Source organism: Paraperlucidibaca sp., assembly GCF_982810325.1.
Map to the genome: position 1 here is coordinate 28,928 of NZ_CEYEMI010000006.1, position 26,035 is coordinate 54,962.

The 26,035-nt window shown below is 52.6% G+C and carries 24 protein-coding genes, 2 tRNA genes and 1 other RNA gene; 24 read left to right on the forward strand and 3 right to left on the reverse strand.

The features are described 5' to 3' along the window. The first annotated feature begins 7 nt into the window (after positions 1-7). The 12 genes from truA (at position 8) to AC3DKE_RS03935 (ending at position 12,347) form a co-directional block, all read left to right on the forward strand. The gene (truA, locus tag AC3DKE_RS03880; protein WP_487990110.1) at positions 8-808 is read left to right on the forward strand and encodes a tRNA pseudouridine(38-40) synthase TruA; all 801 of its coding nucleotides are present in this window, start codon (positions 8-10) and stop codon (positions 806-808) included. 112 nt (positions 809-920) lie between these two features. Continuing rightward, the gene (locus AC3DKE_RS03885; protein WP_340674946.1) at positions 921-2,072 is read left to right on the forward strand and encodes a FimV/HubP-related protein; all 1,152 of its coding nucleotides are present in this window, start codon (positions 921-923) and stop codon (positions 2,070-2,072) included. 77 nt (positions 2,073-2,149) lie between these two features. Then, the gene (locus AC3DKE_RS03890) at positions 2,150-2,785 is read left to right on the forward strand and encodes a phosphoribosylanthranilate isomerase (protein WP_379072079.1); all 636 of its coding nucleotides are present in this window, start codon (positions 2,150-2,152) and stop codon (positions 2,783-2,785) included. After that, positions 2,782-4,002 carry a tryptophan synthase subunit beta gene (gene trpB / locus AC3DKE_RS03895; protein WP_340674947.1) on the forward strand — a complete coding sequence of 407 codons (1,221 nt, stop codon included), beginning with the start codon at positions 2,782-2,784 and terminating at the stop codon, positions 4,000-4,002. Before AC3DKE_RS03890 ends, trpB begins: the two co-directional genes overlap by 4 nt. 3 nt (positions 4,003-4,005) lie before the next feature. After that, positions 4,006-4,812, forward strand: a complete 807-nt coding sequence (gene trpA / locus AC3DKE_RS03900) for a tryptophan synthase subunit alpha (protein WP_487990111.1) — start codon at positions 4,006-4,008, stop codon at positions 4,810-4,812. A gap of 39 nt (positions 4,813-4,851) precedes the next feature. Then, positions 4,852-5,718 carry an acetyl-CoA carboxylase, carboxyltransferase subunit beta gene (gene accD, locus AC3DKE_RS03905; RefSeq protein WP_340674949.1) on the forward strand — a complete coding sequence of 289 codons (867 nt, stop codon included), beginning with the start codon at positions 4,852-4,854 and terminating at the stop codon, positions 5,716-5,718. Positions 5,719-5,738: 20 nt separating this feature from the next. After that, positions 5,739-7,028 carry a bifunctional tetrahydrofolate synthase/dihydrofolate synthase gene (folC, locus tag AC3DKE_RS03910; RefSeq protein WP_487990112.1) on the forward strand — a complete coding sequence of 430 codons (1,290 nt, stop codon included), beginning with the start codon at positions 5,739-5,741 and terminating at the stop codon, positions 7,026-7,028. Positions 7,029-7,031: 3 nt separating this feature from the next. Beyond that, a complete protein-coding gene (locus AC3DKE_RS03915; protein ID WP_487990113.1) occupies positions 7,032-7,826 on the forward strand; it encodes an SPOR domain-containing protein in 795 nt (264 codons plus the stop codon). 77 nt (positions 7,827-7,903) lie between these two features. After that, on the forward strand, positions 7,904-8,413 hold the full coding sequence (locus AC3DKE_RS03920) for a CvpA family protein (protein WP_340674952.1): 510 nt from the start codon (positions 7,904-7,906) through the stop codon (positions 8,411-8,413). Between the two features lie 15 nt (positions 8,414-8,428). Then, positions 8,429-9,937, forward strand: coding sequence for an amidophosphoribosyltransferase (gene purF / locus AC3DKE_RS03925; RefSeq protein ID WP_340674953.1), 1,509 nt, complete (start codon positions 8,429-8,431; stop codon positions 9,935-9,937). 20 nt (positions 9,938-9,957) lie between these two features. Next, a complete protein-coding gene (locus AC3DKE_RS03930) occupies positions 9,958-11,145 on the forward strand; it encodes an O-succinylhomoserine sulfhydrylase (RefSeq protein ID WP_379069081.1) in 1,188 nt (395 codons plus the stop codon). 8 nt (positions 11,146-11,153) lie between these two features. After that, positions 11,154-12,347 (forward strand): MFS transporter, encoded by a 1,194-nt coding sequence (locus AC3DKE_RS03935; protein WP_340674955.1) that lies wholly within the window; start codon positions 11,154-11,156, stop codon positions 12,345-12,347. Here the strand turns inward: AC3DKE_RS03935 and AC3DKE_RS03940 are convergent. Then, positions 12,312-12,551 carry a GlsB/YeaQ/YmgE family stress response membrane protein gene (locus tag AC3DKE_RS03940; RefSeq protein ID WP_340674956.1) on the reverse strand — a complete coding sequence of 80 codons (240 nt, stop codon included), beginning with the start codon at positions 12,549-12,551 and terminating at the stop codon, positions 12,312-12,314. The genes AC3DKE_RS03935 and AC3DKE_RS03940 overlap by 36 nt on opposite strands. Before the next feature lie 255 nt (positions 12,552-12,806). On the opposite strand from AC3DKE_RS03940, the gene AC3DKE_RS03945 reads away from it, so the two are divergent. The 3 genes from AC3DKE_RS03945 to gltX all read left to right on the forward strand — a co-directional run bounded on the left by AC3DKE_RS03945 (position 12,807) and on the right by gltX (position 17,984). Beyond that, entirely contained in the window at positions 12,807-13,193 is a 387-nt protein-coding gene (locus AC3DKE_RS03945) for a (deoxy)nucleoside triphosphate pyrophosphohydrolase (RefSeq protein WP_340674957.1), read from the forward strand. 122 nt (positions 13,194-13,315) lie between these two features. Further along, the gene (locus AC3DKE_RS03950; RefSeq protein ID WP_487990114.1) at positions 13,316-16,327 is read left to right on the forward strand and encodes a parallel beta-helix domain-containing protein; all 3,012 of its coding nucleotides are present in this window, start codon (positions 13,316-13,318) and stop codon (positions 16,325-16,327) included. A gap of 106 nt (positions 16,328-16,433) precedes the next feature. Then, the gene (gene gltX / locus AC3DKE_RS03955; RefSeq protein ID WP_487990115.1) at positions 16,434-17,984 is read left to right on the forward strand and encodes a glutamate--tRNA ligase; all 1,551 of its coding nucleotides are present in this window, start codon (positions 16,434-16,436) and stop codon (positions 17,982-17,984) included. Between the two features lie 27 nt (positions 17,985-18,011). Here gltX and AC3DKE_RS03960 read toward each other — a convergent pair whose 3' ends face one another. Both AC3DKE_RS03960 and AC3DKE_RS03965 read right to left on the reverse strand, forming a co-directional pair. Further along, positions 18,012-18,554 carry a methylated-DNA--[protein]-cysteine S-methyltransferase gene (locus AC3DKE_RS03960; protein WP_340674960.1) on the reverse strand — a complete coding sequence of 181 codons (543 nt, stop codon included), beginning with the start codon at positions 18,552-18,554 and terminating at the stop codon, positions 18,012-18,014. Then, on the reverse strand, positions 18,529-20,223 hold the full coding sequence (locus tag AC3DKE_RS03965; protein ID WP_487990116.1) for a 2-isopropylmalate synthase: 1,695 nt from the start codon (positions 20,221-20,223) through the stop codon (positions 18,529-18,531). Before AC3DKE_RS03965 ends, AC3DKE_RS03960 begins: the two co-directional genes overlap by 26 nt. Positions 20,224-20,365: 142 nt before the next feature. On the opposite strand from AC3DKE_RS03965, the gene AC3DKE_RS03970 reads away from it, so the two are divergent. From AC3DKE_RS03970 to ffs, 9 genes are all read left to right on the forward strand, one after another. After that, positions 20,366-20,851: an Lrp/AsnC family transcriptional regulator gene (locus AC3DKE_RS03970; RefSeq protein ID WP_340674962.1), complete on the forward strand. Its 486-nt coding sequence runs from the start codon at positions 20,366-20,368 to the stop codon at positions 20,849-20,851. Between the two features lie 49 nt (positions 20,852-20,900). Continuing rightward, positions 20,901-21,362: a flavodoxin family protein gene (locus AC3DKE_RS03975; protein WP_340674963.1), complete on the forward strand. Its 462-nt coding sequence runs from the start codon at positions 20,901-20,903 to the stop codon at positions 21,360-21,362. 176 nt (positions 21,363-21,538) lie between these two features. Next, positions 21,539-21,614, forward strand: a tRNA-Ala gene (locus AC3DKE_RS03980). Between the two features lie 5 nt (positions 21,615-21,619). Continuing rightward, positions 21,620-21,694, forward strand: a tRNA-Glu gene (locus AC3DKE_RS03985). A gap of 178 nt (positions 21,695-21,872) precedes the next feature. Then, positions 21,873-22,751 (forward strand): SDR family oxidoreductase, encoded by an 879-nt coding sequence (locus AC3DKE_RS03990; RefSeq protein WP_379069101.1) that lies wholly within the window; start codon positions 21,873-21,875, stop codon positions 22,749-22,751. An 8-nt stretch (positions 22,752-22,759) separates the two neighbouring features. Next, the gene (locus AC3DKE_RS03995) at positions 22,760-23,029 is read left to right on the forward strand and encodes a 4a-hydroxytetrahydrobiopterin dehydratase (RefSeq protein ID WP_340674965.1); all 270 of its coding nucleotides are present in this window, start codon (positions 22,760-22,762) and stop codon (positions 23,027-23,029) included. 57 nt (positions 23,030-23,086) lie between these two features. Then, positions 23,087-24,850, forward strand: coding sequence for a cation:proton antiporter (locus AC3DKE_RS04000; RefSeq protein ID WP_340674966.1), 1,764 nt, complete (start codon positions 23,087-23,089; stop codon positions 24,848-24,850). 24 nt (positions 24,851-24,874) lie between these two features. Further along, complete coding sequence (locus AC3DKE_RS04005; protein WP_340674967.1) at positions 24,875-25,849, forward strand: alpha/beta fold hydrolase; 975 nt, start codon at positions 24,875-24,877, stop codon at positions 25,847-25,849. Between the two features lie 86 nt (positions 25,850-25,935). Next, an RNA gene (gene ffs / locus AC3DKE_RS04010) (signal recognition particle sRNA small type) lies at positions 25,936-26,031 on the forward strand. Positions 26,032-26,035: the final 4 nt, after the last annotated feature.

Genomic DNA, 26,035 nt, shown 5'->3' on the forward strand with positions numbered 1-26,035 from the left:
GAATTTGATGACTCAGCGCTATGCTATCGGCATCGAGTTCGATGGCCGTTTTTATCGTGGCTGGCAAACTCAGCAAGTCGGCGTTGCTAGTGTTCAAGCTACGCTAGAGGCGGCGCTCAGCAAGGTCGCCAATCATCCTGTCATTGTTCATGGTGCCGGCCGCACCGATGCCGGCGTGCATGCTTCTGGCATGATCGCCCATTTCAATAGCCCATCGATTCGTACCGAGCGTAACTGGCTAATGGGCGTCAATACCTGCCTGCCCGAGAGTATTACTCTACGCTGGCTAACGCCGATTCGTGATGATTTTCATGCGCGCTTTCAAGCCACAGCGCGACGCTATCACTACATTATTTATAACCATCCGCGCCGCTCCAGCCATTTAACTGGGCGAGCAACTTGGCATTACCATGCGCTCAACGCAGGGCGCATGCACGAGGCCGCTCAGCACTTGGTCGGTGTCCATGATTTCAGCGCTTACCGTGCAGTCGCTTGCCAATCCAATCGGCCGGTACGCGATGTTCATTTCATTAATATTGAGCGGCGCGGGCCATTGATTCGTTTGGATATTCAGGCCGATGGTTTTTTGCATCATATGGTGCGCAATATCGTGGGCGTGTTACTCGCGATAGGGCAGGGGGATGCCGAGCCTGTCTGGGCGGCTGAGGTGCTTGCCAGTGGCGATCGCAGTGCTGGTGGCATTACGGCAGCACCAGATGGCTTGTACTTTGTCGACGCGCACTATCCTGATGCATTGCCGCGTGAGACTTTGGGCCCAAGCTGGCTGTCGGCTTGGCCGATTGCTTAGGCTGTTAAGCTGCTTGAAAAGTGTCATAAAATTGGCGTAGCACTTGGCAGCAAGCTCATTTGCGAGTTTACTGCGCAACATATAAAAATAATATGATCATTGGAGAACGTCTGTGCAGAAATTATTTCAAGCCACATGTTTGGCGATAGCTACTTTAGGCTTGAGTGCAACTGCGCAAGCATTCACTGTTGAAAATATGTCGGCGTGGTCGGCTGCCAAGCAGCCATTACGCATGGATATTGAGCTGGGTGATTTGGCCATTACCAATGCCAATGAAGTTCAGGTACGTGTTGCCAGTGAGGCCGAACACGCTCGTCTTGGCCTGACCCGCCCAAGCTGGGGCGATAACGTTCGCTTCCAAATGATTACGCTGCCCAATTTTCATGTCGTAGCACGAGCCACTACTGCCGATGCCTTCCCCGATGAGCGCGTGTCGTTTGTCGTGAACATTAGTACAGCTGGCGAAGGCCGCTTACAGCAAGTGGGCTCGGCTTTAGGCCTGCAACCCATTGCTGCGAAAAACCCGCCACCTGAGCGTCCAGTAATTAAAATTACGCCTGAGAAGAAGCCGGTTGAGGTAGTTGATTCAAAGCCCGCTGCCTCTAATGCAGTTAAGCCGGTATCTATTCAGTCGCAGGCTAAGCCCTATAATCCAACGGTTGAGTCTGTAGCTCCAGTAGCTAAAGCGGAAACCAGTAAGCCTGCTGCAGAAGCGCCGGCACCAAGCAAGAAGCCAGCTACTAAGCCAACCGCACCAGTCGTCAAAAAGTCTGCCGAGGTCGCCGCGGCTCCTGTTGTTGCCGCCAAGCCTGCCCAGCCAGCTCAGTCAAGTGCCCCGACAAGTTCGCAAGACCGTGCCACTCTTGAGCAAGGGCTGAAGGCAGCGAAAGCGCAAGTGGCCGATTTGGAAGCGCAAATTGCTGCATTCGATAGCGCTGCCGCCAAAGGTGCGGCGACTAAAGAAGCTGCTGCCGCAAACGTAACTGCTGATGTGGACTCTGCAGCAACAGATGGCGCAGTGGTAGCTTCTACAGATGACATGCTCATCGTTGAAAGTGATGCAGCTACTGAGAATGAGGTTGATGCTGAAACAGCAAATGCTCAGGCAGTAGCAGCGGCTACAGTTGTCAGTGATGAGACACTGGTAGCTCCGGTGACCTCTACACTGAAGCCGTATCAGTGGTTTGCCCGTATCATGGTCCTCTTTGTTTTGCTGATTTTACTGGTTTTCTTCCTTATCGATAAAATACGCAATCGTCGCTAATTACGCGGCTCAGGCCGTGCCACTAGGCACGGCCTTTGCTACACTCGCAGGCTGATTTGGCCAAGGGTGTCAGCACAGTGTCATTGCCTATTCACGCAAGAACGCGCGTTAAAATCTGCGGTATCACCCGCAAGGAAGATGCACTTCATGCTATTACAGCTGGTGCAGATGCTTTGGGCTTTGTGTTTTATGAGCCTAGCCCACGTGCCGTGAGTGCAGCTCAGGCCGCCGCCATCATTGCTAGCTTGCCGCCGTTTGTGAGCACCGTTGGGCTCTTTGTCGATGCTCCTGCCCAGCAAGTGCACGCTACGCTAGCGACCGCACCATTAAGCCTGCTGCAATTTCATGGCGATGAGACCGAAGCCTACTGCCAGCAATTTCAACGTCCTTATATCAAAGCGTTACGTGTGCAGTCCGGCGATGATGTTGCCGCTCGTATGCGTGAATATCCATCTGCGGCAGCGATTTTGCTCGATGCATGGCACCCAAATCAGCCCGGTGGCACGGGCTTATGTTTTGACTGGCAGCAAGTTCCTAAAGAGATGTCTACGCGTGTGGTGTTGGCAGGCGGCTTAAGCGCGTCTAATGTAGCCGATGCCATTCGCGCAGTCAGGCCTTATGCCGTAGATGTTAGCGGTGGCGTTGAATCAGCTAAAGGCATTAAAAGTGCCGAAAAATTAATCGCCTTTATGGCAGGAGTTCAAGCAGCATGAGTGCACCGCAGTCCATTGATTTTTCTAAATTTCCCGATGCTCGCGGTCATTTTGGCATCCACGGTGGTCGTTTCGCCTCAGAAACACTAATGGCCGCACTTGATGAACTCGATCAGCTTTATGCGCGCCTAAAAAATGATCCTGATTTTCTTGCAGAGTTTGATCACGATTTAGCGCATTACGTTGGCCGTCCATCGCCGCTGTATCACGCAGAGCGCTGGAGTCGTGAGCTCGGTGGCGCACAGATTTATCTTAAGCGTGAAGATTTAAATCACACTGGCGCACACAAAATTAACAACACCATTGGCCAGGCTTTGCTGGCCAAGATTTCGGGCAAAACCCGTGTGATTGCTGAGACGGGCGCAGGCCAACATGGTGTTGCTACGGCGACCATTGCTGCGCGTTTAGGCATGGAGTGCGTGGTCTATATGGGCTCCGAAGATGTTAAGCGCCAGTCGCCAAATGTCTATCGTATGAAGCTCTTGGGCGCGACGGTAGTGCCGGTGACTTCTGGCTCGAAAACACTGAAAGATGCCTTGAACGAGGCCATGCGTGACTGGGTAACCAACGTCGAAAACACTTTTTACATCATTGGTACTGTGGCCGGCCCACACCCATACCCAATGATGGTGCGCGACTTCCAGTCAGTCATTGGTCGTGAAGCGCGGCGTCAGTGTTTAGAGCAGACTGGCAAGCTGCCCGACGCGTTGGTTGCTTGCGTTGGCGGTGGCTCTAATGCCATTGGCTTGTTCCATCCTTTTTTAGCCGATGAGTCAGTGAAAATATTCGGCGTGGAAGCAGCAGGGCACGGCATTAATGCTGGCGATGGCCAACATTCGGCACCATTAAATGCCGGCCGCCCAGGCGTATTGCACGGCAACCGCACCTACCTAATGAGCGACAAAGACGGTCAAGTCATCGAAACACATTCAATTTCTGCTGGTTTGGATTATCCCGGTGTCGGCCCAGAGCATAGCTGGTTAAAAGACATTGGCCGTGCCGACTACGTCACCATTAATGACACTGAAGCGCTTGCGGGCTTTCATCGTTTAACACGTACTGAAGGCATCATTCCTGCGCTTGAGTCCAGCCATGCTTTGGCCTATGTCGAAAAGCTGGCACCAACCATGAGCCCAGAGCAAATCATCATTGTGAATTTATCTGGCCGTGGCGACAAAGACTTGATGACTGTCGCCAATCTTGATCAAGAGGGTTAATGCGTGAGCCGTTTAACAGCCTGTTTTGCCGCGCTAAAAGCTAGCGGCACCAAAGCCTTAATACCCTATATTGTTGCTGGCGATCCAACACCAGAAATTACCGTTGATGTTCTGCATGCGCTAGTCACCGCAGGCTCCAATGTGCTCGAAATTGGCGTGCCATTTTCTGACCCAATGGCTGATGGTCCGACCATTACCTTGGGCCATGAACGTGCATTGACACATCACGTCTCATTGCGTGATGTACTAAAAATGGTCACCGAGTTTCGCCGCAAAGATAGCCAAACACCGATTGTCTTGATGGGCTATTTAAACCCCGTCGAAGCCATGGGTTACGCCACATTTGCCGATGCCTGCGCTGAAGCGGGCATTGATGGTGTGCTCACTGTAGACATGCCGCCAGAAGAGGCTGATGAGCTAATGGCAGAATATAAGCGAGTGGGCATCGATCCAATTTACTTGCTCGCACCAACCACTACCATGGCCCGCGCCGCCCGCATTACCGCAGCAGCCAGCGGCTATGTGTATTATGTCTCGCTTAATGGCGTAACCGGCTCTGCCGCGCTCGATGTTGGCGCGGTAAGCGCACGTATTGCCCAACTGCGTACTTTGACGCAATTGCCCATTGGCGTTGGTTTTGGTATCAAGGATGCTGAATCTGCCGCTGCTGTGGCGCGTGTCGCTGATGGTGTCGTGGTGGGCTCAGTATTAGTGCAGCGTATGGGCGAGCTTGCCGCTACGCCACAACAAATTCCTGCTGCCGTAGCGAATATTTTAGCGCCGCTACGCGCTGCAATAGATCAGGCCTGAGGGCCGAGTCAGCGTGAGCTGGCTCATAAGGAGTCATCGATGAGTTCGAGTTGGTTAGAGCGCATTCTTCCGAATGTTGGTGCCCAGTCTGCAGCCGATCGCCGTGTTGCGGTGCCTGAGGGCCTGTGGCGTAAGTGCCCCAAGTGTGAGTCCGTACTCTATCAAGCAGAGGTTGAGCGTAACCAACATGTCTGCCCTAAATGCCAGCACCATTTACGCATTGGTGCACGTCACCGTATCGACATCACTCTCGATACCGAAGGTCGTGAAGAGCTAGGGCAGGAACTATCGCCTGTCGATATTTTACGCTTCAAAGATTCCAAGCGTTACAGCGATCGCCTAGCCGATGCTCAAGCAAATACTGGCGAAAAAGACGCGCTAGTGGTGATGAAAGGCACAATCAATGAGCTGCCTGTTGTTGTCGTCGCTTTCGAATTTGACTTTATGGGCGGCTCCATGGGTTCAGTTGTGGGTTCGCGCTTTGTTTTGGCAGCTGAGTATTGCTTGAAGCACAGAGTGCCTCTGATTTGCTTCGCGGCCTCTGGCGGTGCCCGTATGCAAGAGGCGCTATTTTCGCTGATGCAAATGGCGCGTACATCGGCTGCTTTGGAGCGTATGAAAGAGGCTGGCGTACCTTATATTTCAGTGCTCACCGATCCTGTTTATGGCGGCGTCTCAGCGAGTTTAGCCATGCTTGGTGACATTAATGCCGCAGAGCCAAACGCCTTAATCGGCTTTGCCGGCCCGCGCGTGATTGAGCAAACCGTCCGTCAAAAATTGCCTGAGGGCTTTCAGCGCTCGGAGTTTTTGCTCGCTCATGGCACGGTCGATGTCATTATTCATCGCCACGAAATGCGCGATAGCTTATTCCGCCTACTCGCTAAATTTATGCACTTTCCCGTGTGATCAAACCGGTAGGTGCCCGCATGATGTCTGCGTTAGATGAAAATGCCAAAAGCGTCAGCGATTGGCTTGCGATACTTGAGCAGCGTCATCCAAGCGCGATTGATCTTGGTCTTGAGCGTGTTGGCGAGGTAGCCGACCGACTCAATCTGCGCCAATTTCCCTGCCCTGTAATCACCGTTGCAGGCACCAATGGCAAAGGCTCGACCGTGGCGACTATTGTCGCCATTGCGCGTGCTGCCGGATGGCGCGTGGCCAGCTATACATCCCCACATTTAGTGCATTTTCATGAGCGTATTAATTGCGATGGCGCATTCATTTCCGATGCAGATTTAGTCAATTCGCTTGATGCTATTGAGGCTGTGCGTGCCGACACCTCATTGACCTATTTCGAACATACCACGCTTGCTGCTTTTTACTGGTTTCAGCGCCAAAACCCAGACCTGCTTGTGCTTGAAGTGGGATTGGGTGGGCGCTTAGACGCTGTTAATTTAGTAGACCCCAGCGTGGCTGTTATCACTAATATCGGCCTCGATCATACCGACTGGCTAGGCGATAACTTAGCCAGCATTGCGCGTGAAAAGGCTGGCATCATGCGTGCCGGCCGCCCAGTAATCTTAGGCGAGCGCGAGCCACAAGCTGCGCTGATTGAGCATGCTCAAGCCTTAGATGCACCGACTTGGGTGAAAGGCCGAGACTACGATTTTGCTGTTAAGGCCGATCGGGGCGCATGGCAGTATGGTGATTGGCTTTTGCCTTTGCCGAGCGTGGCCTTAGACAACGCCGCTACGGCCATTGCTGCATTGCAAGCATTGGCAGAGCTCACGGATAAACCTATTGCCGCTGCAGAAATAGCTGAAGGTCTCCGCCAAACTAGTGTTGCAGGGCGGATGCAGCGCCTGCCTTGGCCTAAGAATCTTGCAGGCAAGGCATCTGTGCCTGAGCTAATACTAGATGTCGCGCACAACCCTCATGGCGCTAAGTTTTTATGGCAGCACATAGCGCCGTTGGCTGCACCAGGGCGCACCATCGCGGTCTTGGCCATGCTTGCCGATAAAGATAGCGCCGGCGTGATGGCGAGCAGTAAGGCCTATGTCGACAGCTGGTGTTTGGCCAGTTTGTCGTGCCCTCGCGGACAGTCCGCTGCGGCATTGGCAGATATAGCAGCAAGTATCGATTTAACTGCGTGTTCTGCGCACGATAGTGTGGCTGAGGCGTTAGCATCTGCTCGTCTTCAGGCTACTGAGCACGATAGAATTGTCGTCTTTGGTTCGTTCTACACGGTTGCCGCCGTGTTGGCACTCAGCGAGTAAGCTATGGAAAAAGTGATTGGGCAGCGTGTTTTAGGCGGTGTGGTGTTAGTAGCAGCCGCTATTTTATTTTTGCCCATGGTATTGGAGGGTGCCGGTGTTGCTGCGTTGCAGCCGCCAGAGATCCCTGCGAAGCCCGCTGTGCCTACCGCCAATGACCTTGCGCCAGCGCTGCAAGACCAAGCAGCAGAGCTTGAGGCAAGTATTGCCGATAGTCATGGCGAACCAACATTTTATCCTGTGCAGCCGACTACTCAGGCCGCACCCGAAACAACCGAAGATGTTCCTGAGCGCTTTCGCTTAGCGGGCGAAAATGAAAAAACTAGTGCTCCGGCTGCTGCGAAGCCAGCTGCTCCAGCGCCAGTTAAAGTTGCGCCGACTGTAGTGGCTACAACTAAGCCAGTAGAGGTTAAATCGGCGGAGGCCAAGGTTGCAGCCGCGCCAGCTGTCGAGACCAAAGCTGCACCGGTCAGCAAGCCCGAAGCTAAGCCTGTCGTCAAAACTGAAGCGAAGTCAGATCCCAAACCAGCCATTAAAGCTGAGGCCAAGCCGGCTGGCCCAGGTTTACCAAGCGCTTGGGTTGTGCAAGTTGCCAGCCTTAGTAGCAAAGCCAGTGCCGATGACTTAGTTGCACGATTGCGCAAAAATGGCTTCCGTGCATCAGCTGTAGAGCAGGGCGGTGTATTTAAAGTGAGTGTTGGCCCTGAGTTAGATCGCGGCATTGCCGAGTCTTTAAAACAGCGCTTAAGCGCCGATGCTGAGCTCAAACTCAACGGTTTTATTGTGCCCTATCGCCCTTAAGTCCATGACGGCGCAAGTCGCAGTTGGTATGATGCGCGCCATCCGGCCTTAGCCTCCCGCCATTGACTCTGAGTTCTATGCATCCGGCAGATATCGTCATCTTGGTTGTGCTCGCGCTATCGCTAATCTTCGGATTCTGGCGTGGTTTGGTGCGCGAGGCGATCTCCCTCACCGGTTGGGTTCTCGCAATTTATCTCGCCCGCACTTACAACGAGCCCATGGCCGCATGGCTGGCACAGTGGGTCGGCACTCCCTCAATACGCCTCGTCATGTCCTATGGCGGCTTATTTTTAGGCACATTAGTGGTGTGCAGCCTTGGCGGATACGCCGTTAGTATGATGTTGCGCGCCGGCGGCTTAAGCCTTGTCGATCGATTTTTTGGCGGCGTCTTTGGTGTTGCCCGAGGCTTTGTGCTCTGTCTTGTCGCGCTCATGCTGATGGCACCGTTTATCGTTAACGATGCTTGGTTTCGCGAAGCCCAGCTACCGCGTGCCATCTTGAAATATGAATCCGTTGCTCGTCACCTGAAAGATCAGGCGATTACCATTATTCGTTCCCCAAATACTAGCGAGTCAGCTAGCCACTAAGCTCGAGAGGTCACCATGTGCGGAATCGTTGCCATCGCCGGCAAAGGCCCGGTTAATCAGGCACTTTATGACGCGCTCACGGTGTTACAGCATCGCGGACAAGACGCTGCTGGTATTGTCACCAGCGATAATCATCGCTTATTTCTGCGCAAAGACAACGGCATGGTGCGCGATGTATTTCATACCCGCCACATGCTGCGCTTGGTCGGCAACTATGGCATCGGCCATGTTCGCTACCCAACAGCCGGCTCGTCTAGTTCAGCTGAAGCGCAGCCGTTTTACGTCAACTCACCGTATGGCATCACGCTCGCGCACAACGGCAACCTGACCAACTCAGAAGCCTTGGCGAAAGATATTTATCGCTCCGATTTGCGTCACGTCAACACCGACTCTGACTCCGAAGTATTGCTCAATGTGTTTGCACATGAGCTGCAAATTCGCGGCAAAATTGTGCCCGGCATTGACGATATTTTTGCTGCTGTCAGTGGTGTGCATGTTCGTTGCAAGGGCGCTTACGCAGTCGTCGCAATGATCAGTGGCTACGGCATTATCGGTTTTCGCGACCCCTTCGGCATTCGCCCGATTATTTTTGGCGAACGCGACACCGCGAATGGTAAGGAATACATCATCGCATCGGAGTCGGTAGCGATTACTTCAGTGGGCTTCCGTGTTGTGCGCGACTTGAAGCCGGGTGAAGCGATTTTCATCGATAACGAAGGCAATATGCACACGCGCCAGTGTGCGGAGAATCCGGTGTATTCACCGTGCATTTTTGAGCATGTGTATTTCGCTCGCCCTGACTCGTTTATCGATAAAATTTCGGTCTATAAAGCTCGCCTGCGTATGGGTGAGACGCTGGCCAATACCATTTTGAAAGAGCATCCCGACCTAGAAATCGATGTGGTGATTCCGATTCCTGACACTAGCCGCACGGCGGCGTTAGAGTTGGCAAATCATTTGAACGTGAAGTACCGCGAGGGCTTCATGAAAAACCGTTATATCGGCCGCACGTTCATTATGCCGGGCCAGGGTCAGCGGAAAAAATCCGTACGCCAAAAGCTCAACCCGATTGAGCTCGAGTTTATGGGCAAAAATGTCCTGCTGGTTGATGACTCCATTGTCCGTGGCACCACCTGCCGTGAAATCATCCAGATGGCTCGCGATGCTGGCGCTAAGCATGTCTATTTCGCTTCGGCCGCACCGGCAGTGAAATATCCAAATGTGTATGGCATCGATATGCCGGCGCGCACGGAGCTGATCGCTCATGGCCGTACTGAGCAAGAAATTTGTGAGCTTATTGGCGCTGATGCGTTGATTTTCCAAAAGCTGGAAGATTTAGTCGCTGCTGCACGCGAAGGCAATCCCGATATCGAGCGCTTTGATTGCTCAGTATTTGATGGCGAATACGTAACTGGCGATATCGATGAGTGCTACCTCGATGCCTTACAAGCCTCGCGTAGCGATGGCGCTAAGCATCGAGTTCAGCAAGGGCCAAACCTCGTCGATTTATCCAACGGCGACTAATTTCTTAGTGTGAGGCAAGCATGTCTAACGAGCATTCCACCCCGAAGTTTGACACGCTTGCCGTGCGTGCCGGCAATATTCGTAGCGATCATGGCGAGCATTCAGAAGCTTTATTTCTGACTTCGTCGTATGTTTTTGCCTCTGCAGAGGAAGCCGCGGCACGCTTCGATGGCTCCAAGCCTGGCAATGTCTATTCGCGCTATACCAACCCCACAGTGCAATGCTTTGAGGAGCGCTTAGCCGCACTCGAGGGCGGTGAAAAAGCGGTTGCCACCAGCTCCGGCATGGCAGCGATTTTGTCCACCGTGCTAGGCCTTTTGAAATCGGGTGATGCTATCGTGACATCGCAAAGCCTATTTGGCACGAGCAATGTCTTGTTCACCAAATACGCTCATAACTTCGGCGTTAGCACCACCTTCGTGCCATTAGCCGATCTATCTGCATGGGAAGCGGCCATTACGCCGGCGACAAAATTGTTCTTTGTAGAATCGCCGAGCAATCCATTGGGTGAGTTAGTCGACATTGCCGCACTCGCCACATTGGCGCATAAGCATGGCATTTTGCTTGCCGTGGATAACTGTTTCTGTACACCGGCTCAGCAATTGCCTTTGGCGCTAGGCGCTGACTTGGTGATTCATTCCGCAACTAAATACATCGATGGTCAAGGCCGTACGCTAGGCGGTGCTGTGGTTGGTTCAGCGGTGCTTATTAATGAAATTTTGGGTGTTGTGCGTACTTGTGGGCCAACCATGAGCCCATTCAATGCCTGGGTCTTTCTCAAAGGCCTAGAGACCTTACGTATTCGTATGACTGCGCATGCGCAAAATGCCCTAGCCTTGGCGCAATGGCTGGAGCAGCAGCCGAACGTACTAGCCGTACATTACACCGGCTTGAAGTCGCACCCGCAGTATGAGCTGGCTTGTCGTCAGCAAAGTGGTTTTGGCGGCGTATTGTCGTTTGAAGTAGAGGGCGGGCGAGAAGCCGCTTGGCGCTTTATCAATGCGACTCAGCTGCTCTCAATCACCGCTAATTTGGGCGATACGAAATCGACAATTACTCATCCGGGCTCAACGACTCACGGGCGCTTAAGTCCTGAGGCAAAAGTGTTGGCGCGAATTAGTGAGGGGCTGATTCGCATTGCTGTCGGCCTTGAAGATATCGACGACTTGAAAGCGGATTGCGCGCGCGGGTTTGCTGCCCTTGCATGAGTAAACAGATGCCCGGTTACCGCCGGGTTTCGTATGCGCTTTTGCTCGGTGGCTTTGCCACTTTCTGGCTTCTGTATTGGCCGCAGCCATTGCTGCCGCACTTTGCCCGCGACCTACAGTTATCGCCAGCGCAAAGCTCATTTATCCTCTCTATTGCCACCGCCGCATTAGGTTTGGCATTAATCCCTGCAAGCCTACTCGCCGACCGCTTTGGCCGCCGCCCGGTTATGTGCTGGGCGATGTTCATTGCTGCTGTATTCACGGTGATGACTGCATGGGCGCAAAACCTCGAGCAACTTCTCATGCTACGTGCATTGGCCGGAATTGCGCTCGCCGGCCTACCTGCGACAGCGATGGCTTATGCCGGCGAAGAGGTTGAGCCACGAGCAGTGGGCGGCGTGATTGGCATCTATGTTGCCGGCACCGCATTGGGCGGCATGAGTGGTCGTCTAGTCACCGCCGTAGTTGCTGAGCATTGGCCATGGGCAGATGCGGTCGCAGTAGTTGGAGTTGTCGGCGTACTTGCTGCTATCGTCATGTGGTGGTTTTTACCACCTTCTCAGCACTTTCACGCCCGCGCTTTGCCATGGTCTCGACAGGGGCGACAGGCCTTTGCCGGCGCGATAAAAGCCATTACCTCCGATACCCAGCTCTGGGCGCTCTACATCACGGGCTTTTTGCTTTTAGGCATATTTGTCGGGCTGTATAACTATTTAAGCTTTCGTCTTGAGTTGCCGCCATTTTCGCTCAGTTCGGCGGCTATCGGCGCTGTATTTCTACTGTATTTACCCGGCTCATTGGCTTCAGCGTGGTCGGGTCGCCTAACACGGCAGCTAGGGCGACCTGCAGCATTGGCTTGGATGTGGTTGCTGATGTTTCTGGGTTTATGGCTGTCATTGGCCAGTAACTTGGCTTGTCTTCTCGCAGGTGTGGCGTTGCTAACGTTTGCTTTTTTTGGTGCGCATGCCATTGCGAGTAGCTGGGTAGGGCAGCGCGCTGGCCAATATAAAGCATTGGCCGCCGCGCTGTATTTACTGAGTTATTACCTCGGCGCCAGCGTGCTCGGCACTTTGGCTGGTGTGGCCTGGGCTGGCCAAGGTTGGTTAGGCGTTGTCATCTTGCTGACATGTGCCTTGGCGCTTGGCATAGCATTACTCTGGTGGGTTTTACGCGCGTTTGATGAAACGTATGATGGCAATTAATACTACTGCACCAACAGTGGCAACGATGATGCTGGCGATAAAACCGCCGCTCGATGCCAAGCCTAGTGCCTCAAATAGTTTACCGCCGATGACAGCGCCGACAATGCCCACGACGATATCGCCAATGATGCCGTAGCCGCCGCCCTTCATCACGACGCCAGCCAACCAGCCGGCAATTAGACCTACTATAATCATGCTTAACATAGACATCTCCGATTGATTTAATAATGCGCCACGATACAGTTTGTATCATGAGAGCGAGGCAAACGCGTAGCTAAGACAACAATTTGGCCACATGATAACTAACGGAAGTTGCACACTTTGCATTGAAATAAGTACTCTTACGACTACACGTACGCGGTAAGGTTTCTTTACGCGCTAAAAAGCTATTCTTATGGCGTTGCTTTGTTGGCACAAACCACTCTTTGGATAAAAAGCTTTTATTAACAAGGATATGGAATGATTAAGGTTGTTGCAGCGATTGCCTTGCGTGATGGCTTAGTGTTGGTAGCTAGGCGCGCACTCGGTCAGCGTCAAGCAGGGCTTTGGGAGTTTCCTGGCGGTAAGATTGAGGCCGGCGAAAGCGAAGCAGAAGCATTGGCGCGTGAGCTGCACGAAGAGCTCAATATTGCTGCGCATATTGGTGAGGAATTTGCGCGCACGCAGCATCATTATGCCGATGTCAGCATCGAGCTAATTGGCCTGTTTACTGAATTGCCCGAGATGGACTGTGTGCTCAGTGTGCATGACCAAATAGATTGGGTGCCAATAGGGCATTTAGCAATGGTAGATCTAGCGCCTGCAGACATTGTATTAGCGCAAAAACTGATGCGTGAGTTTGCCTAGTCGCCATTTTGTGCCAGCAGATTGGCCGGTATGAAAGGTGATTTGTATGAAAAGTGTTGTTACTAAGTTTCACTCATGATGTATATTGCCAAACATAAGTAATACAAAAAAGGCAGTACCCCATGTTCATTTCATTTCGAAAGGCAACGCTTGTTGCTCTTGCTGCGTCTACAGCACTTTTAGCTGCCTGTAGCGACTCAACTAAAACGTCTACGACAACTCCTCCTACTCCTCGCATAGATGCTGCCTGTATTGAGGCTGGCCCAAATGCTCGCGAGCAAGTCTTAACGCGACTATCTCTTGCCCGAGCCGGCGACACAGTGGCGTTTTGCGAAGGCTATTTTGAGATGTCCACGGGTTTGCTGGTCAATAGCAAAAACGGCATTACCCTGAAAGGTGCGGGTAAAGATAAAACCATTCTTAATTTTCTTAATAGCGACAGTGGTGAGGGCATTAATGCCAGCTACGCCGACGGCTTGATTTTGCAAGGCTTTACCGTGGAAGACACACCGGGCAACGGTGTTCGTGTGTTCCGCTCTGAGTCAGTGACGATTCGTGACGTGCGTGTGCGCTGGCACGACGCCGCTGGCCGTGACGAGACTAGCGATAAATATACGCCACGCTCCGATGTCGGCGCTTATGGCTTGTATCCTGTTGAGACTCAACATGTCCTGATGGAGGATTGTGAGTCTCATGGCGCTTCCGATGCGGGCATTTATGTAGGCCAGTCTAACGACGTCATCGTGCGAAATTGTTTAGCGACATACAACGTCGCTGGTTTCGAGTTTGAAAATACCTACCGAGCATTATTTGAAGATAATGTGGCGACAAAAAATACCGGTGGGTTCTTAATTTTTGACTTGCCTGACTTGCGCCAGTACGGCGAAAAAAACGTTGTGCGTCGCAACAAATCCTATAACAACAACACGGATAACTTTGCGCCAACTGGCAATATTGTAGGTCTTGTGCCACGCGGTACCGGTATGTTGGTTCTCGCATCAGATCAGCTAGAAATTTACGACAACGATATTACGGGCAACGACAGCTTCGGTATTGCAGTCGTTAACTATGGCTTAGTCGATCGCAACTATCCTGATCTGCGCTATGATTTTTATCCAGAAGGTATTGAGATTCATAACAACCGTTTCTCCGGTAATGGTCAGAGTCCGCAGCTGCCAATAGCCGATCGTGGTGTCGCCTCCGTCTTACCTTTGTTGATGCGTGTGAAGAACTTTGGTCGTGGTGCTGATATCGTTTGGGACGGTGGTGAGGATGAGCCTAACGACTGCACAGACTATCCTGTTGATGAAGATGGTATTGCGCTCAACAAGCCAAACAATGCTGAAACACGCTATGAACCGCGAGTGGATGAGCGTGGCCGTCCTAACTACTATCGCTCAGATAAAGACCCGAAATGCAAATACAACGCATGGAAGTTTGATGCTCAGAAAAAACTGAAAAAACCCGAAAATGGTTTGTGTTTAAGTAATAACACCCACAAATCAAACCCGTTGGTGACACCGTTCTTAAATGCTGGTTTGAATCGATCAGATATTGGCCCAGAGTTAATTCAGCAAATTATTGTGCCTGGAAGCAGTGATACCGCACCGTTTGCTTGTGACCTGCCAGATCGTCCAATTCCCGTGCTTAAGCTACCTTATAAAATAGTCAAAGAAGAAGCGGCTCCTCCTGTAGCTACTATCGCTGCGGCGTGCTCTGCGGTTAAGCCCGGTCAGGTTAACTGGAATGCATTAGCAAAATATGACTGCCCTGAGCTGAGTCAATATGGCCTGTTTAAGGTGGCAAATGATCCGCTGAGCGGAGGTCAGGGCTCGTTTGTTATGCCCTACGAACTCAATAGCACACTGTTTTCTGACTATGCCAGTAAGTATCGTGTGATCTTCTTGCCGCCAAATGCTCAAGGTGGTGTGCAGCCAGCTAAGTATCAAGACAAGAAGTCGACCAATAGCATCAATGAGTCACTGGACTTCCCAGTTGGCACTGTGATTTCGAAGACATTCACTTTCCGCACGGAGGATGCTGGTGGACAGCTGCTACGCGAGCATATTGTCGAGACACGTCTGATCATCAAACGTGATACCGCCGTTGGTGAGCGCTGGATTGGTCTACCCTATGTGTGGCAGCAAGGCAGTGACGGCAAACCAACCAAAGCTGTTCTAGCTCTAGCTGGCGACAATGTTGCTGTGCAGTGGGATTATTTAGATCCGAATCCTAATGTGAAGAAAAATAACGAACGTGCGCGCTATAAAGGTGCCTCTGCTGCCTATGCCGTACCAGCCGCACTGAACTGCATCACCTGTCATGGTGGTGATGATCGTCTGGGTGCCGCACCAATTGGGCCAAAAGCACGCAATATGGATCGTGGCATTAACAAAGATAAAACCGGTGAGAATCAGTTAGCGTTTATGGCACGTAAAGGCTGGCTAACGGGCTTTAATGCTGACGCATCTAAGCGTGACACTCCGATGGCGACCATGGAGATTCCAGGCAGTGGGCCAAGTAAGGCTTTACCTGGCACACCGCGTGATGTTCATGAGCGAGTGCGAGCTTATCTAGAAGTAAACTGCGCGTACTGTCATAACAACAATGGTGGCGCCTCCAACTCGGGCTTATTCTTAGATAGTTTCCGTACCGTTGGTGTTCGTTACGGTATTTGTAAAAAGCCTGTTGCAGCTGGACGTGGTTCAGGTAATCGTGGCCACGATATTGTGCTGGGTAATGCCGCAGCTTCCATCATGAGCTATCGCGTTGGCTCAGCCGAGGCTGGTATTCGTATGCCGCCAATTGCTCGTAGCGTCGTCCATGGCGAAGCATCAGCGCTGATTAATGAATGGATCAATACTGGCTTGCCAGGCGTGAATGCTGAAAATAATGACGAAATTCAAAATGAGAACAGCTGTAATGATAGTGAGTTGCCACTGCTATTGACTGAGTTGCTGCCAGCGGAGCTCAGTGATGTGCTCTCTCAAATCCAGGCAGCCTCTGGTGGCCTCGTCAACATCAGTGCGGTTACTGATTTACTTGAGTCCATCACCAAAGGCGTAACGAGTGCGTTATCGCCCACGCAGCAGAGTGAGCGCGCTATGAAGGGAACCCCAGCAGCTAACCGTTAGTTTCCTGCTTCGTTGCTGTAGAAAAACGCCGTCTCCTGAAAGCCAAGCAGGAGGCGGCGTTTTTTCTTATACTGCCGCCCTCGATTATGTTCATTGAAGCTATTTTATGACTGCCGCTCAAAAGCCTATTCGCACCCGTGTAGCCCCATCGCCCACTGGCGATCCGCACGTTGGTACCGCCTACATTGCTCTTTTTAACTTATGTTTTGCGCGCCAGCACGGTGGTCAATTCATTTTGCGCATTGAAGATACTGATCAGCAGCGCTCCACGCCTGAGTCTGAGCAACAAATTTTAAGCTCGCTAAAATGGCTAGGCCTGAACTGGGATGAGGGCCCTGACATTGGCGGCCCGCACGCGCCATACCGCCAAAGTGAGCGTAGCGACATCTATAAGGCGCACACGCAGCAGCTCATCGATAACGGCCATGCTTTCCATTGCTTCTGCAGCAATGAGCGCCTAGATGCTCTACGCGCTGAGCAAACCGCCGCAAAAGCCAGTATTGGCTACGATGGCCATTGCCTGAGCTTGAGTAAAGCTAATGTCGCGGAGCGCCTAGCCGCTGGCGAGTCATCGGTGGTGCGTTTGAATGTGCCAAGACCAGCCGCTGATGCTCCCGCTAGCGAGCGCCTGTGCACTTTCACCGACATGCTGCGTGGCGACATTGAAATCGCCTGGGAGCAGGTCGATATGCAGGTACTGATGAAGGCTGATGGCCTACCGACTTACCATTTAGCTAACGTCGTCGATGACCATTTGATGGAGATCACCCACGTGCTGCGCGGTGAGGAATGGATTAGCTCAGCGCCCAAACATCAGCTGCTGTATCGCTATTTTGGCTGGGATATGCCGGCACTATGCCATATGCCATTGCTGCGTAATCCGGACAAATCCAAGCTGTCGAAGCGCAAAAACCCGACGTCAATTACCTATTATGAGCGCATGGGTTACTTGCCACAGACCGTGGTGAATTACCTTGGCCGCATGGGTTGGTCCATGCCCGATGAGCGTGAGCAATTTAGTCTTGCTGAGATGATTGCGCACTTCGACGTCACGCGCGTGTCGCTGGGCGGGCCGATTTTCGATGTGGAAAAACTCGCTTGGCTCAATGGCCAGTGGATCAAAGCCTTGCCTGTAGCCGATTTTGTTGCGGCGTTTCAGCAGTGGATCACGCCAGAGTATCTCGCGCGCGTGGCCAGTCAAATTCAAACACGAGTGCAGACTTTGTCTGAGGCCGTGGATTGGGCCGGTTTCTTTTTTGCCGGCTCAGTGGGCTTGACTGCTGAGAAACTGCAGCAGAAAAAACTCACACCAGAGCAAGTAAAGCAGTTACTGCAACTGAGCTTGTGGGAGCTGGAAGTGTTGCCGCAATGGGATCATGAGCACATCAGCGCACTCATGCAGCGCTTGAGCGAGGCTTTGGGCTGGAAGATGCGTGATGTCATGGCACCGTTTTTCGTCACTATCGCCGGCACGCCATCGGCACCGCCGATTATGGAGGCTATGGCGATTATCGGCCCCGATATGACGCGGGCGCGCTTGCGCGAGGCCATTGCCGTGTTGGGTGGCGTGTCGAAGAAAGAAACTAAGGTACTCGAGGCTCAACTTGCGGCATTTCGCCGTGGTGAGTCGCTGATTGAAGCGCCCGCTGAAGGTTAAAACGCAGTCGAAGCAGGGCGTTAAGTGCTAGTCGAGCTGCTCGCGCCTAAGTAGTTCGACCTTGTGCGCCACGCCCCATTTGTAGCCGCCCATGCCGCCATCGCTAGCAATCACGCGGTGGCAGGGCACGATTAGCGCTAAGGGATTGGCGCCGCAAGCGCTAGCCGCCGCGCGAATAGCGCGTGGTCTGCCAACGGCATCGGCCAAGGCTTTATAGCTGATGGTTTGCCCGCGCGGGATGCGACAGAGCGCTTGCCATACTGCCTGTTGAAACTCCGTGCCTGGCAGCGCCATGGGCAGAGCGACATTAGCCGCCTGACCTTGACTCATCGCCTCGATGGCTTTGGCTGTGGCGGCATGTTCGCGCTGTTGCTCGGCGTTCATGGGTGCGCATTGCGCTTTCGGATGCTCAGAGATCAAGCCTGCAACCAGCTCCTCATCATCCTCGCCAATAATCACCGATGCTAAGCCATTGTGGCCAACGGCTATTAACAGCCGGCCTGCTGCACCATCGAAGCAATGGTAGAGCAGGGTGGTATCAGTTTTAAACTGCGGCGACTTCTGGCTCATGAATCTGTTCTCGCTCAAGCTCTGCAATGAGTCTTCCCCAAGCCGATACCACGGCCTGAATGCTCGCCAAGGTCGTATCATTGGCCATGGCGCTGGCAATAATTGTGCACTCACCATGACGAATTTGCACGCAGGCCAAGGCCTCGGCAGCGGTGTTATTGCTCAAGCTAAACTCATCGTAATGCTCAACGCTAGCCTCTATGCCGGAGTGCTGGCTTAAGCCGTTAACGACAGCTGAGATTAAGCCATCGCCAACGCCGACAATATGTTGCGAGCCTAAGTCGACTTCGATGCGTACTTGGCCATCACGGCGCTGTGCTTGATAGTCGCTGACTTGCCAGCCGGCGGGCACATCCAAGCAGTGTGCATCGAACAAGCTGGAGATGGTGTCGGCATCGACTTCACCGCCGCTGGCCTCGGCCGCCGCCTGCACGCGTTTGGAGAAGGCAATTTGCATCCAGCGCGGCAAAGTAATGCCAACGTGTTGCTCTAGCACATGCAAAACACCGCCTTTACCCGACTGCGAGTTGATGCGCACAACCTCTTCGTAGCGACGACCCAAGTCGCGTGGGTCAATCGGCAAATAGGCCACATCCCAAGGCGAATCAACGCTTGGCGGCACCGCTTGCCGGTTTAAGCATTTGCGAATGGCATCTTGGTGGCTGCCTGAAAACGCCGTGAACACTAATTCGCCAGCATAGGCGTGGCGCGGGTGTGTGGTGATTTCGGTGACAGCTTCCACGGTGTCAATGATGTCGCGCATATCCGATAAGTCGAGCTCGGGATCTATACCTTGGCTGTACAGATTCATCGCCATGGTGACCAAGTCCATATTGCCGGTGCGCTCACCATTGCCCAATAAAGTGCCTTCGACGCGATCAGCGCCGGCCATGACACCGAGTTCTGCTGCCGCGACACCGCAGCCACGATCATTGTGCGTGTGCAAGGAAACACACACGTGCTCGCGCTGCGCCATATGCTCGATCATCCACTCAATGCAGTCGGCATAAACATTAGGCGTGCTGACTTCCACCGTGGCCGGCAAGTTAATGATCACTGGCTGGCCTTTGGTGGGCTGCCAGATTTCAATCACGGCATTGACGATTTCCGCCGCCACTGACAGCTCGGTGCCGGTGAAGCTTTCCGGCGAATACTGAAATGTCCATTCGGTCTCAGGATGCAGTGCGGCGTGTTCGGCGACACAGCGCGCACCGGCGACAGCAATGGCTTTCACGCCAGCGACATCGGTCTGAAAAACTTGCTCGCGCTGGGTAATAGAGGTCGAGTTATAAACGTGCACGATGGCACGCTTGACGCCTTTTAATGACTCATAGGTGCGAGCAATTAATTCAGGCCTCGCCTGTGTTAACACTTGAATGGTGACGTTGTCGGGGATGCGATCTTGCTCAATCAAGGCGCGGACAAAGTCAAAGTCGGGCTGCGAGGCGGCCGGAAAGCCAACTTCGATTTCACGGAAGCCGCAACGTACCAAGCACTCAAACAGACGGATTTTTTGCGGCACGGTCATCGGTTTCACCAGCGCCTGATTGCCATCGCGCAAATCCACGGCACACCAGCGCGGTGCTTGGGTGATGACGTGGTTAGGCCATTGCCGCTGTGGTCTGGCGACGACGGGCGTGGGGCGGTATTTGCGATGATCAAAAGCCATGATGGTGTCCTACGTAGTGCTTTAGGGAGTGAGCTAAGTGTAGGAGGGTGGGTGCGCAATTGCTGAGCTTAAATTGACTTGATTAAGGATTAATAGGTGATACATTGCTATTAATGTATTTAAAGTGGTTTTAAATTGCGCTATGGCACATTACGACAGCATTCTTGATAAGTTCGATAAGCATATTCTCGCGCTACTGCAGAAAGATGCCTCGTTAAGCAACCTAGAGCTGGCCGAGCGCGTTGGACTGTCGCCATCGCCGTGTTTGCGCCGTGTGCAAAAGCTCGAAGCCATGGGCGTGATTACGGGTCGACGTGCCTTGTTGTCGCCTAAAGCTTTAGGCTTGGGACTAACGGTGATGATTCAAATCAGTGTTGATCGTCACACGCCAGAACGCTTTGAGCAGTTTGAGGCTGCTGTATCTAGCTATGATGAAGTGCAGCAGTGCTATCTGATTACTGGCCAAAGCGCAGATTATTTATTGAAAGTGGTGGTGCCGGATATGGATCGTTATCAGGATTTTTTGCTCAATAAGCTCACGCGTATAGAAGGTGTTAGTGGTGTGCATTCGAGCTTTGTCATGCGCCGCGTGGTCGACACCACAGCGCTGCCGCTGCACTACTTGTAGTTGATAGCTATAGTCGGTCGTTGAAACCGACTTAAACGAGGAGGGCACAATGAAGCAGCTATTAATCGTTGCTCACGCACCATCAGAAAATATGCAGGCGCTTGTCTCTGCTTTAACTGAAGGTGCGCAAGACAGCGAGATCGATGACGTCACAGTTGTCGTTGCCGAGGCGCTGAAAACTACACCGAAGCAAGTGTTAGCCTGCGATGGCATTATTTTGTTTACCTCAGAAAACCTCGCTTATATGAGCGGGGGAATGAAAGATTTTTTCGACCGCTGCTACTACCCTGTGCTTGAGCTTAAGCAGGGTTTGCCATGTGCACTGCTCATTCGTGCTGGTTCCGATGGCACCGGTACGCGACGTGCCATTGAGTCGATCGTCACAGGATTGCGCTGGCAATGGGTGCAAGAGCCGTTAATTTGCCGTGGCGCGTGGCAAACTGAGTTTGTCGGGCAAGCGCGCGAATTAGGCATGGGCATGGCGGCGGGGCTATCGGCAGGTATTTTTTAGCTTACTTAGCTCACACCGATGAAATTTTGGCTGTGTTTTAAGCAAATACCGCAAGAACTGAGCAAAGCGTGTGCAGATGTGCGGAAAATTGCGATTAGTGTGTTGACAGCATCTAGCCTGCTCAATAAACTGCGCGCCTCGAACAGCAGCAAGCACCCAGTAGCTGTTCGAAGTGTGGGGCTTTAGCTCAGCTGGGAGAGCGCTACAATGGCATTGTAGAGGTCAGCGGTTCGATCCCGCTAAGCTCCACCAAGTTTGGCCCCATCGTCTAGCGGTTAGGACATCGCCCTTTCACGGCGGTAACCGGGGTTCAATTCCCCGTGGGGTCACCACACAGCGAAAGCCCAGCTCTAAACAGCTGGGCTTTTCTGTTTCTGCAGCAAGCGTTTTCCGCAATACAGTTTCTGCGAAGCTTCTACATACTGCCTCTGAGTTTTTCTTGACTTTCCAGTCATGAAATTGTGTCATTCGCCAACCGTTTCTGTCGACGGATGTCATAAAGGATCTCTCATGTCGTATCGTTCTGCTTTCCGCGCCGATCTTTTTGCCGGCCAAACTCATATTGTTACTGGTGGTGGCTCAGGCATTGGTCGTTGCTGTGCTCATGAACTTGCTGCACTCGGCGCCAACGTCATTCTCATTGGCCGTAATATTGAGCGCCTAGAGTCCACACAAGCCGAAATCATTGCCGATGGCGGCAAGGCTAGCTATTACAGCGTAGACATCCGCCAAGAGGCTGATGTGCGCGATACCGTCGCTAAAATTGTTGCAGATCACGGTCAAATTCATGGCCTAGTGAACAACGCCGGCGGTCAGTTTCCGGCACCATTGCTGAAGATTTCGAAAAATGGTTGGGATGCCGTAGTTAGCAGCAATTTAACCGGCGGCTTTTTGATGGCGCGAGAGGTGATGAACCAATCTATGCGCGAGAAAGGCGGATCTATCGTCAACATCATTGCCGATATGTGGCGTGGTATGCCCAGCATGGGTCATTCCGGTGCCGCACGTGCCGGCATGCTCAGCTTCACCGAAACTGCGGCTGTCGAATGGGCTTCATACGGCGTGCGCGTTAATGCCGTGGCGCCAGGCTTTATCGCCTCCAGCGGCATGGATAGCTATGGCGATGAGTTCGCCAACCACGTTATTCCGCAAATGCGCGGCACGATTCCCTCCAGTCGCATGGGCGATGAAGACGAAATCAGCAGCGTCATCACCTTTTTACTCTCACCTGCAGCATCCTACACCACAGGTGCTTGCATCTGCGTCGACGGCGGCTCATCGCTCAATACCAAGCTCTTTGGCTTGAAAGAGCATGACCGTATGCCCGAACAAAAAGCCTTTCATCGTGCCGTAAAGCCTATGGCTGTTCAGCGCATGATGAAAAAGTGAGCATGGGCATGGACGGAGTGTGGCCAGAATGGCAGGTGAGGGCAGATGGCCTACACATAGCACTACGCTTTGGCCATTTCGACGCCGTTCAAGGCTTTATTACTGAGCTGATGGCGTGGGCGCAGCGTAATGATCATCACCCAGAAGTCAGCTTTGGCTACGCTCAAGCTACGGTGGCATGGTTTAGTCATGATGTTGAGATGGTTACTGAACGTGACCATCGCGCCGCACGAGCTACTCAGCAGCTAATGACTACCTGGGGCGCTACGGCGATTTAGCGCAATCGGTTACACTCCTTTTTTTCTGGCTGTTTTGGCCAATCATGGAGTGGTTGCTTGACGCATACCGAAGCCTTTTTAAAAGATCTTGCCATCATCATGATGGCCGCCGGTTTTATTACGCTCGTATTTCACCGCTTTAAACAGCCTGTGGTGCTTGGCTATATTTTGGCAGGCATCATTATTGGCCCGCACACACCACCATTCCCGCTGATTTCCGACCGCGACACTATCCAAACCATGGCCGATTTAGGCGTGGTGTTTTTGCTGTTTTCGCTAGGTCTTGAGTTCAATGTTAGCAAGCTGAAAAAAGTTGGTGGCACGGCTTTAATTGCCGGCACTGCCGAAATTAGTTTGATGCTCTGGGCCGGTTACAGCCTAGGCCGCGCCTTTGGTTGGAGCGAGATGGATGCCATTTTCTTGGGCGCCATGCTATCGATTTCGTCGACCACCATCATTGTGAAAGCGCTTGATGAGCTAAAGCTGAAACGAGAGCGTTTTGCCCAGTTTATTTTTGGCGTGCTTATCGTTGAGGATATTCTCGCCATCGCCATGATAGTGCTGCTCTCAGGGCTAGCGCTTACTGGCGAGGTTAGCGTGAGCAGCGTTGCCAACACGCTTGGGCGATTGGGCATTTTCTTGGTGGTGGCGCTGTTACTAGGGCTATTGCTAGTACCGCGTTTGCTGTCGGTGGTGGCGCGTTACCAAAGCAAAGAAATGCTTTTGGTGACTGTTTTAGGCCTGTGTTTTGGCTTCTGCTTATTGGTGGTGGAGCTGGGCTATAGCATGGCGCTGGGCGCATTTGTTATGGGTGCGATCATTGCTGAGTCTAAACAGATCCATGTCATTGAGCGCTTAGTCGAACCCTTGCGCGATATGTTTACGGCAATTTTCTTTGTCGCCATCGGCATGATGGTTGACCCAAGCGTGCTGGTCGAATACTGGGTGCCGATTTTGATCATCACGGCCGTGGTGGTTATAGGTAAAACCACGGCCAATACCTTGGCGACTATTGCCACTGGTCACGATGCCCGCACCTCGCTGAAAGTCGGCATGGGCTTGTCCCAAATTGGCGAGTTCTCTTTTATTATCGCGAGCTTAGGCGTAACACTTGGCGTCACTAGCGGCTTCCTTTACCCGGTGGTGGTGTCGGTGTCTGTGCTGACAACCATACTTACGCCATATCTGATTAGAAACTCTGATCTCGCGGCTTCGACCTTCCGCCATTTAGTGCCGAACTCACTACAAGGCAGTTTAACCGCCTATGAAAACTGGCTAGGCAGCATGGGCTCGAGTGCTCAAGAAAATCATGTGTCGGCCTTTATTCGTCGCATTTTGCTGCATGTGGTGCTGAACTTTTGCGTTATTGCCGCCTTGTTTATCGCGGGCGCGGCTTTGGTAGCCCATACCGATTTAACTGAATGGTTGGCGGTACTGCCGCAAGAGTGGCGTAGCACGGTGTTTTGGGCAGCGACTTTGGTGTTGGCTATGCCATTTATGGTGGCGGCATATCGCAAGCTAGAAGCGCTGGCAATGATTTTGACTGAGCTTGGTGCGGGCGTTGCCACCACACCTGCGCGGGTGACATTGTATCGCCTGTTTGCGCGCGCCTTACCAACGGCGGCCTTAGTGGCGATGTTGCTGTTGATCTCAGCCTTAAGCTCGATTATTTTGCCGCCCTTGCACTTGTTTGTTGCCGTGCTGGTATTAGTTTTATTACTGGCACTGGCATTATGGCCGCGCGTGGTGCGTTGGCATTCGCAGCTGCAAGTAGCGCTGCGCGAGACAATTGCTCAGCAAGCTGATGATCCTAATAAATAAAAATTAAATATCAAAGGACGCAATATGCTTAAGGAACAGGGATTTACCAGTCATGGCCGTGGCTTTTTAAAGGCATTTTTTATTGAGTTCGCACTTTATGTGCTTATTGGTGGCGCCTTTGTTGCCACAGGCAGCAGCTGGTTATGTGTCGTGCTGAGCTGTGTTGCTATCTTTGCTTTGCTACGTTTGCTGATGGTCATGGGCAACGTCATCCCGACCTATAAAAATCGCTCGGCTAAGCGCGCTGAACATGAAGTTGGCTGCTTTTCTACGGTGGCTATGCTGCTGCGAGAATGGTGGGCAGCGATCCTAACCTATCCGTTTTTATTCGCTTTTGAGCCGTGGTTGGTGCCGACAAATCCGCCGGCTGGCCTTACGCATCGCGGCGACCCGATTGTGCTAGTGCCTGGCTTCTTCACTAACCGCGGCTATTTATGGGCCTGGCGTCGGTATTTATTAAAAAATGGCTATGGCAAAGTCTACGCCGTCAGCCCCGAGCCGATTTTTCATAGCGTTGAGAAAAACGCCGAGCATTTGGCACGCTTTGTCGATGAAGTGCTCGTTGAAACCGGTAGTAAACGCGTGATTTTACTTGGTCACTCCATGGGCGGCTTAGTGATTCGTCTGTATTTGCATCGTTTTGGCGGCATGCCGAAAGCATCGTTGGCGGTAGCCGTTGGTTCACCGCTAGTTGGCACCGTGCTGGCTGAAGGTAAAGAGAAAATGGGGCCGATCATTGCTCAGCTAACGCGAAGCAATGCTTGGGCTTTGGATTTTTTGCGTGAGGCCGAAGCTGCCCCATGCCCGATTCCATTTATTAGCGTGTGGTCGCCGCACGACACTATTGTTGCACCGCAAAACACCTCCATGGTGGCGGAGCATTATGGCCGCAACATCACGCTGCCCGGTGTTGGCCATATGGAAATGGTGAACTCAGCGCAAGTGATGCGCGTGCTCAAGCAAACTCTCGACGAGTTTCATGACGCTAAAGCTAATTAAGCGCTGCACTGCCTTTGCAGGCGAGGGCTATTTCACTATACTGCGCCCTCGCTGCAGGCATCGCGCCCGCTGCGCTATGGTGACCCTACCGGTCTCCTCGCACGATAAAACAGTTAACCCCGCCAGATCCGGAAGGAAGCAACGGTCACTGTCGAGTCGGTGCCGAGGCCGGGCTGGTAGGGTTGC

What these genes read in the sequence shown, in the direction of transcription:
- truA (WP_487990110.1), top strand. Translation starts at nt 8, where the DNA reads ATGACTCAGCGCTATGCTATCGGCATCGAGTTCGATGGCCGTTTTTAT.
- trpB (WP_340674947.1), top strand. Translation starts at nt 2,782, where the DNA reads ATGAGTGCACCGCAGTCCATTGATTTTTCTAAATTTCCCGATGCTCGC.
- accD (WP_340674949.1), top strand. Translation starts at nt 4,852, where the DNA reads ATGAGTTCGAGTTGGTTAGAGCGCATTCTTCCGAATGTTGGTGCCCAG.
- folC (WP_487990112.1), top strand. Translation starts at nt 5,739, where the DNA reads ATGATGTCTGCGTTAGATGAAAATGCCAAAAGCGTCAGCGATTGGCTT.
- AC3DKE_RS03915 (WP_487990113.1), top strand. Translation starts at nt 7,032, where the DNA reads ATGGAAAAAGTGATTGGGCAGCGTGTTTTAGGCGGTGTGGTGTTAGTA.
- AC3DKE_RS03920 (WP_340674952.1), top strand. Translation starts at nt 7,904, where the DNA reads ATGCATCCGGCAGATATCGTCATCTTGGTTGTGCTCGCGCTATCGCTA.
- purF (WP_340674953.1), top strand. Translation starts at nt 8,429, where the DNA reads ATGTGCGGAATCGTTGCCATCGCCGGCAAAGGCCCGGTTAATCAGGCA.
- AC3DKE_RS03930 (WP_379069081.1), top strand. Translation starts at nt 9,958, where the DNA reads ATGTCTAACGAGCATTCCACCCCGAAGTTTGACACGCTTGCCGTGCGT.
- AC3DKE_RS03935 (WP_340674955.1), top strand. Translation starts at nt 11,154, where the DNA reads ATGCCCGGTTACCGCCGGGTTTCGTATGCGCTTTTGCTCGGTGGCTTT.
- AC3DKE_RS03940 (WP_340674956.1), bottom strand. Translation starts at nt 12,551, where the DNA reads ATGTTAAGCATGATTATAGTAGGTCTAATTGCCGGCTGGTTGGCTGGC.
- AC3DKE_RS03945 (WP_340674957.1), top strand. Translation starts at nt 12,807, where the DNA reads ATGATTAAGGTTGTTGCAGCGATTGCCTTGCGTGATGGCTTAGTGTTG.
- AC3DKE_RS03950 (WP_487990114.1), top strand. Translation starts at nt 13,316, where the DNA reads ATGTTCATTTCATTTCGAAAGGCAACGCTTGTTGCTCTTGCTGCGTCT.
- gltX (WP_487990115.1), top strand. Translation starts at nt 16,434, where the DNA reads ATGACTGCCGCTCAAAAGCCTATTCGCACCCGTGTAGCCCCATCGCCC.
- AC3DKE_RS03960 (WP_340674960.1), bottom strand. Translation starts at nt 18,554, where the DNA reads ATGAGCCAGAAGTCGCCGCAGTTTAAAACTGATACCACCCTGCTCTAC.
- AC3DKE_RS03965 (WP_487990116.1), bottom strand. Translation starts at nt 20,223, where the DNA reads ATGGCTTTTGATCATCGCAAATACCGCCCCACGCCCGTCGTCGCCAGA.
- AC3DKE_RS03970 (WP_340674962.1), top strand. Translation starts at nt 20,366, where the DNA reads ATGGCACATTACGACAGCATTCTTGATAAGTTCGATAAGCATATTCTC.
- AC3DKE_RS03975 (WP_340674963.1), top strand. Translation starts at nt 20,901, where the DNA reads ATGAAGCAGCTATTAATCGTTGCTCACGCACCATCAGAAAATATGCAG.
- AC3DKE_RS03990 (WP_379069101.1), top strand. Translation starts at nt 21,873, where the DNA reads ATGTCGTATCGTTCTGCTTTCCGCGCCGATCTTTTTGCCGGCCAAACT.
- AC3DKE_RS03995 (WP_340674965.1), top strand. Translation starts at nt 22,760, where the DNA reads ATGGACGGAGTGTGGCCAGAATGGCAGGTGAGGGCAGATGGCCTACAC.
- AC3DKE_RS04005 (WP_340674967.1), top strand. Translation starts at nt 24,875, where the DNA reads ATGCTTAAGGAACAGGGATTTACCAGTCATGGCCGTGGCTTTTTAAAG.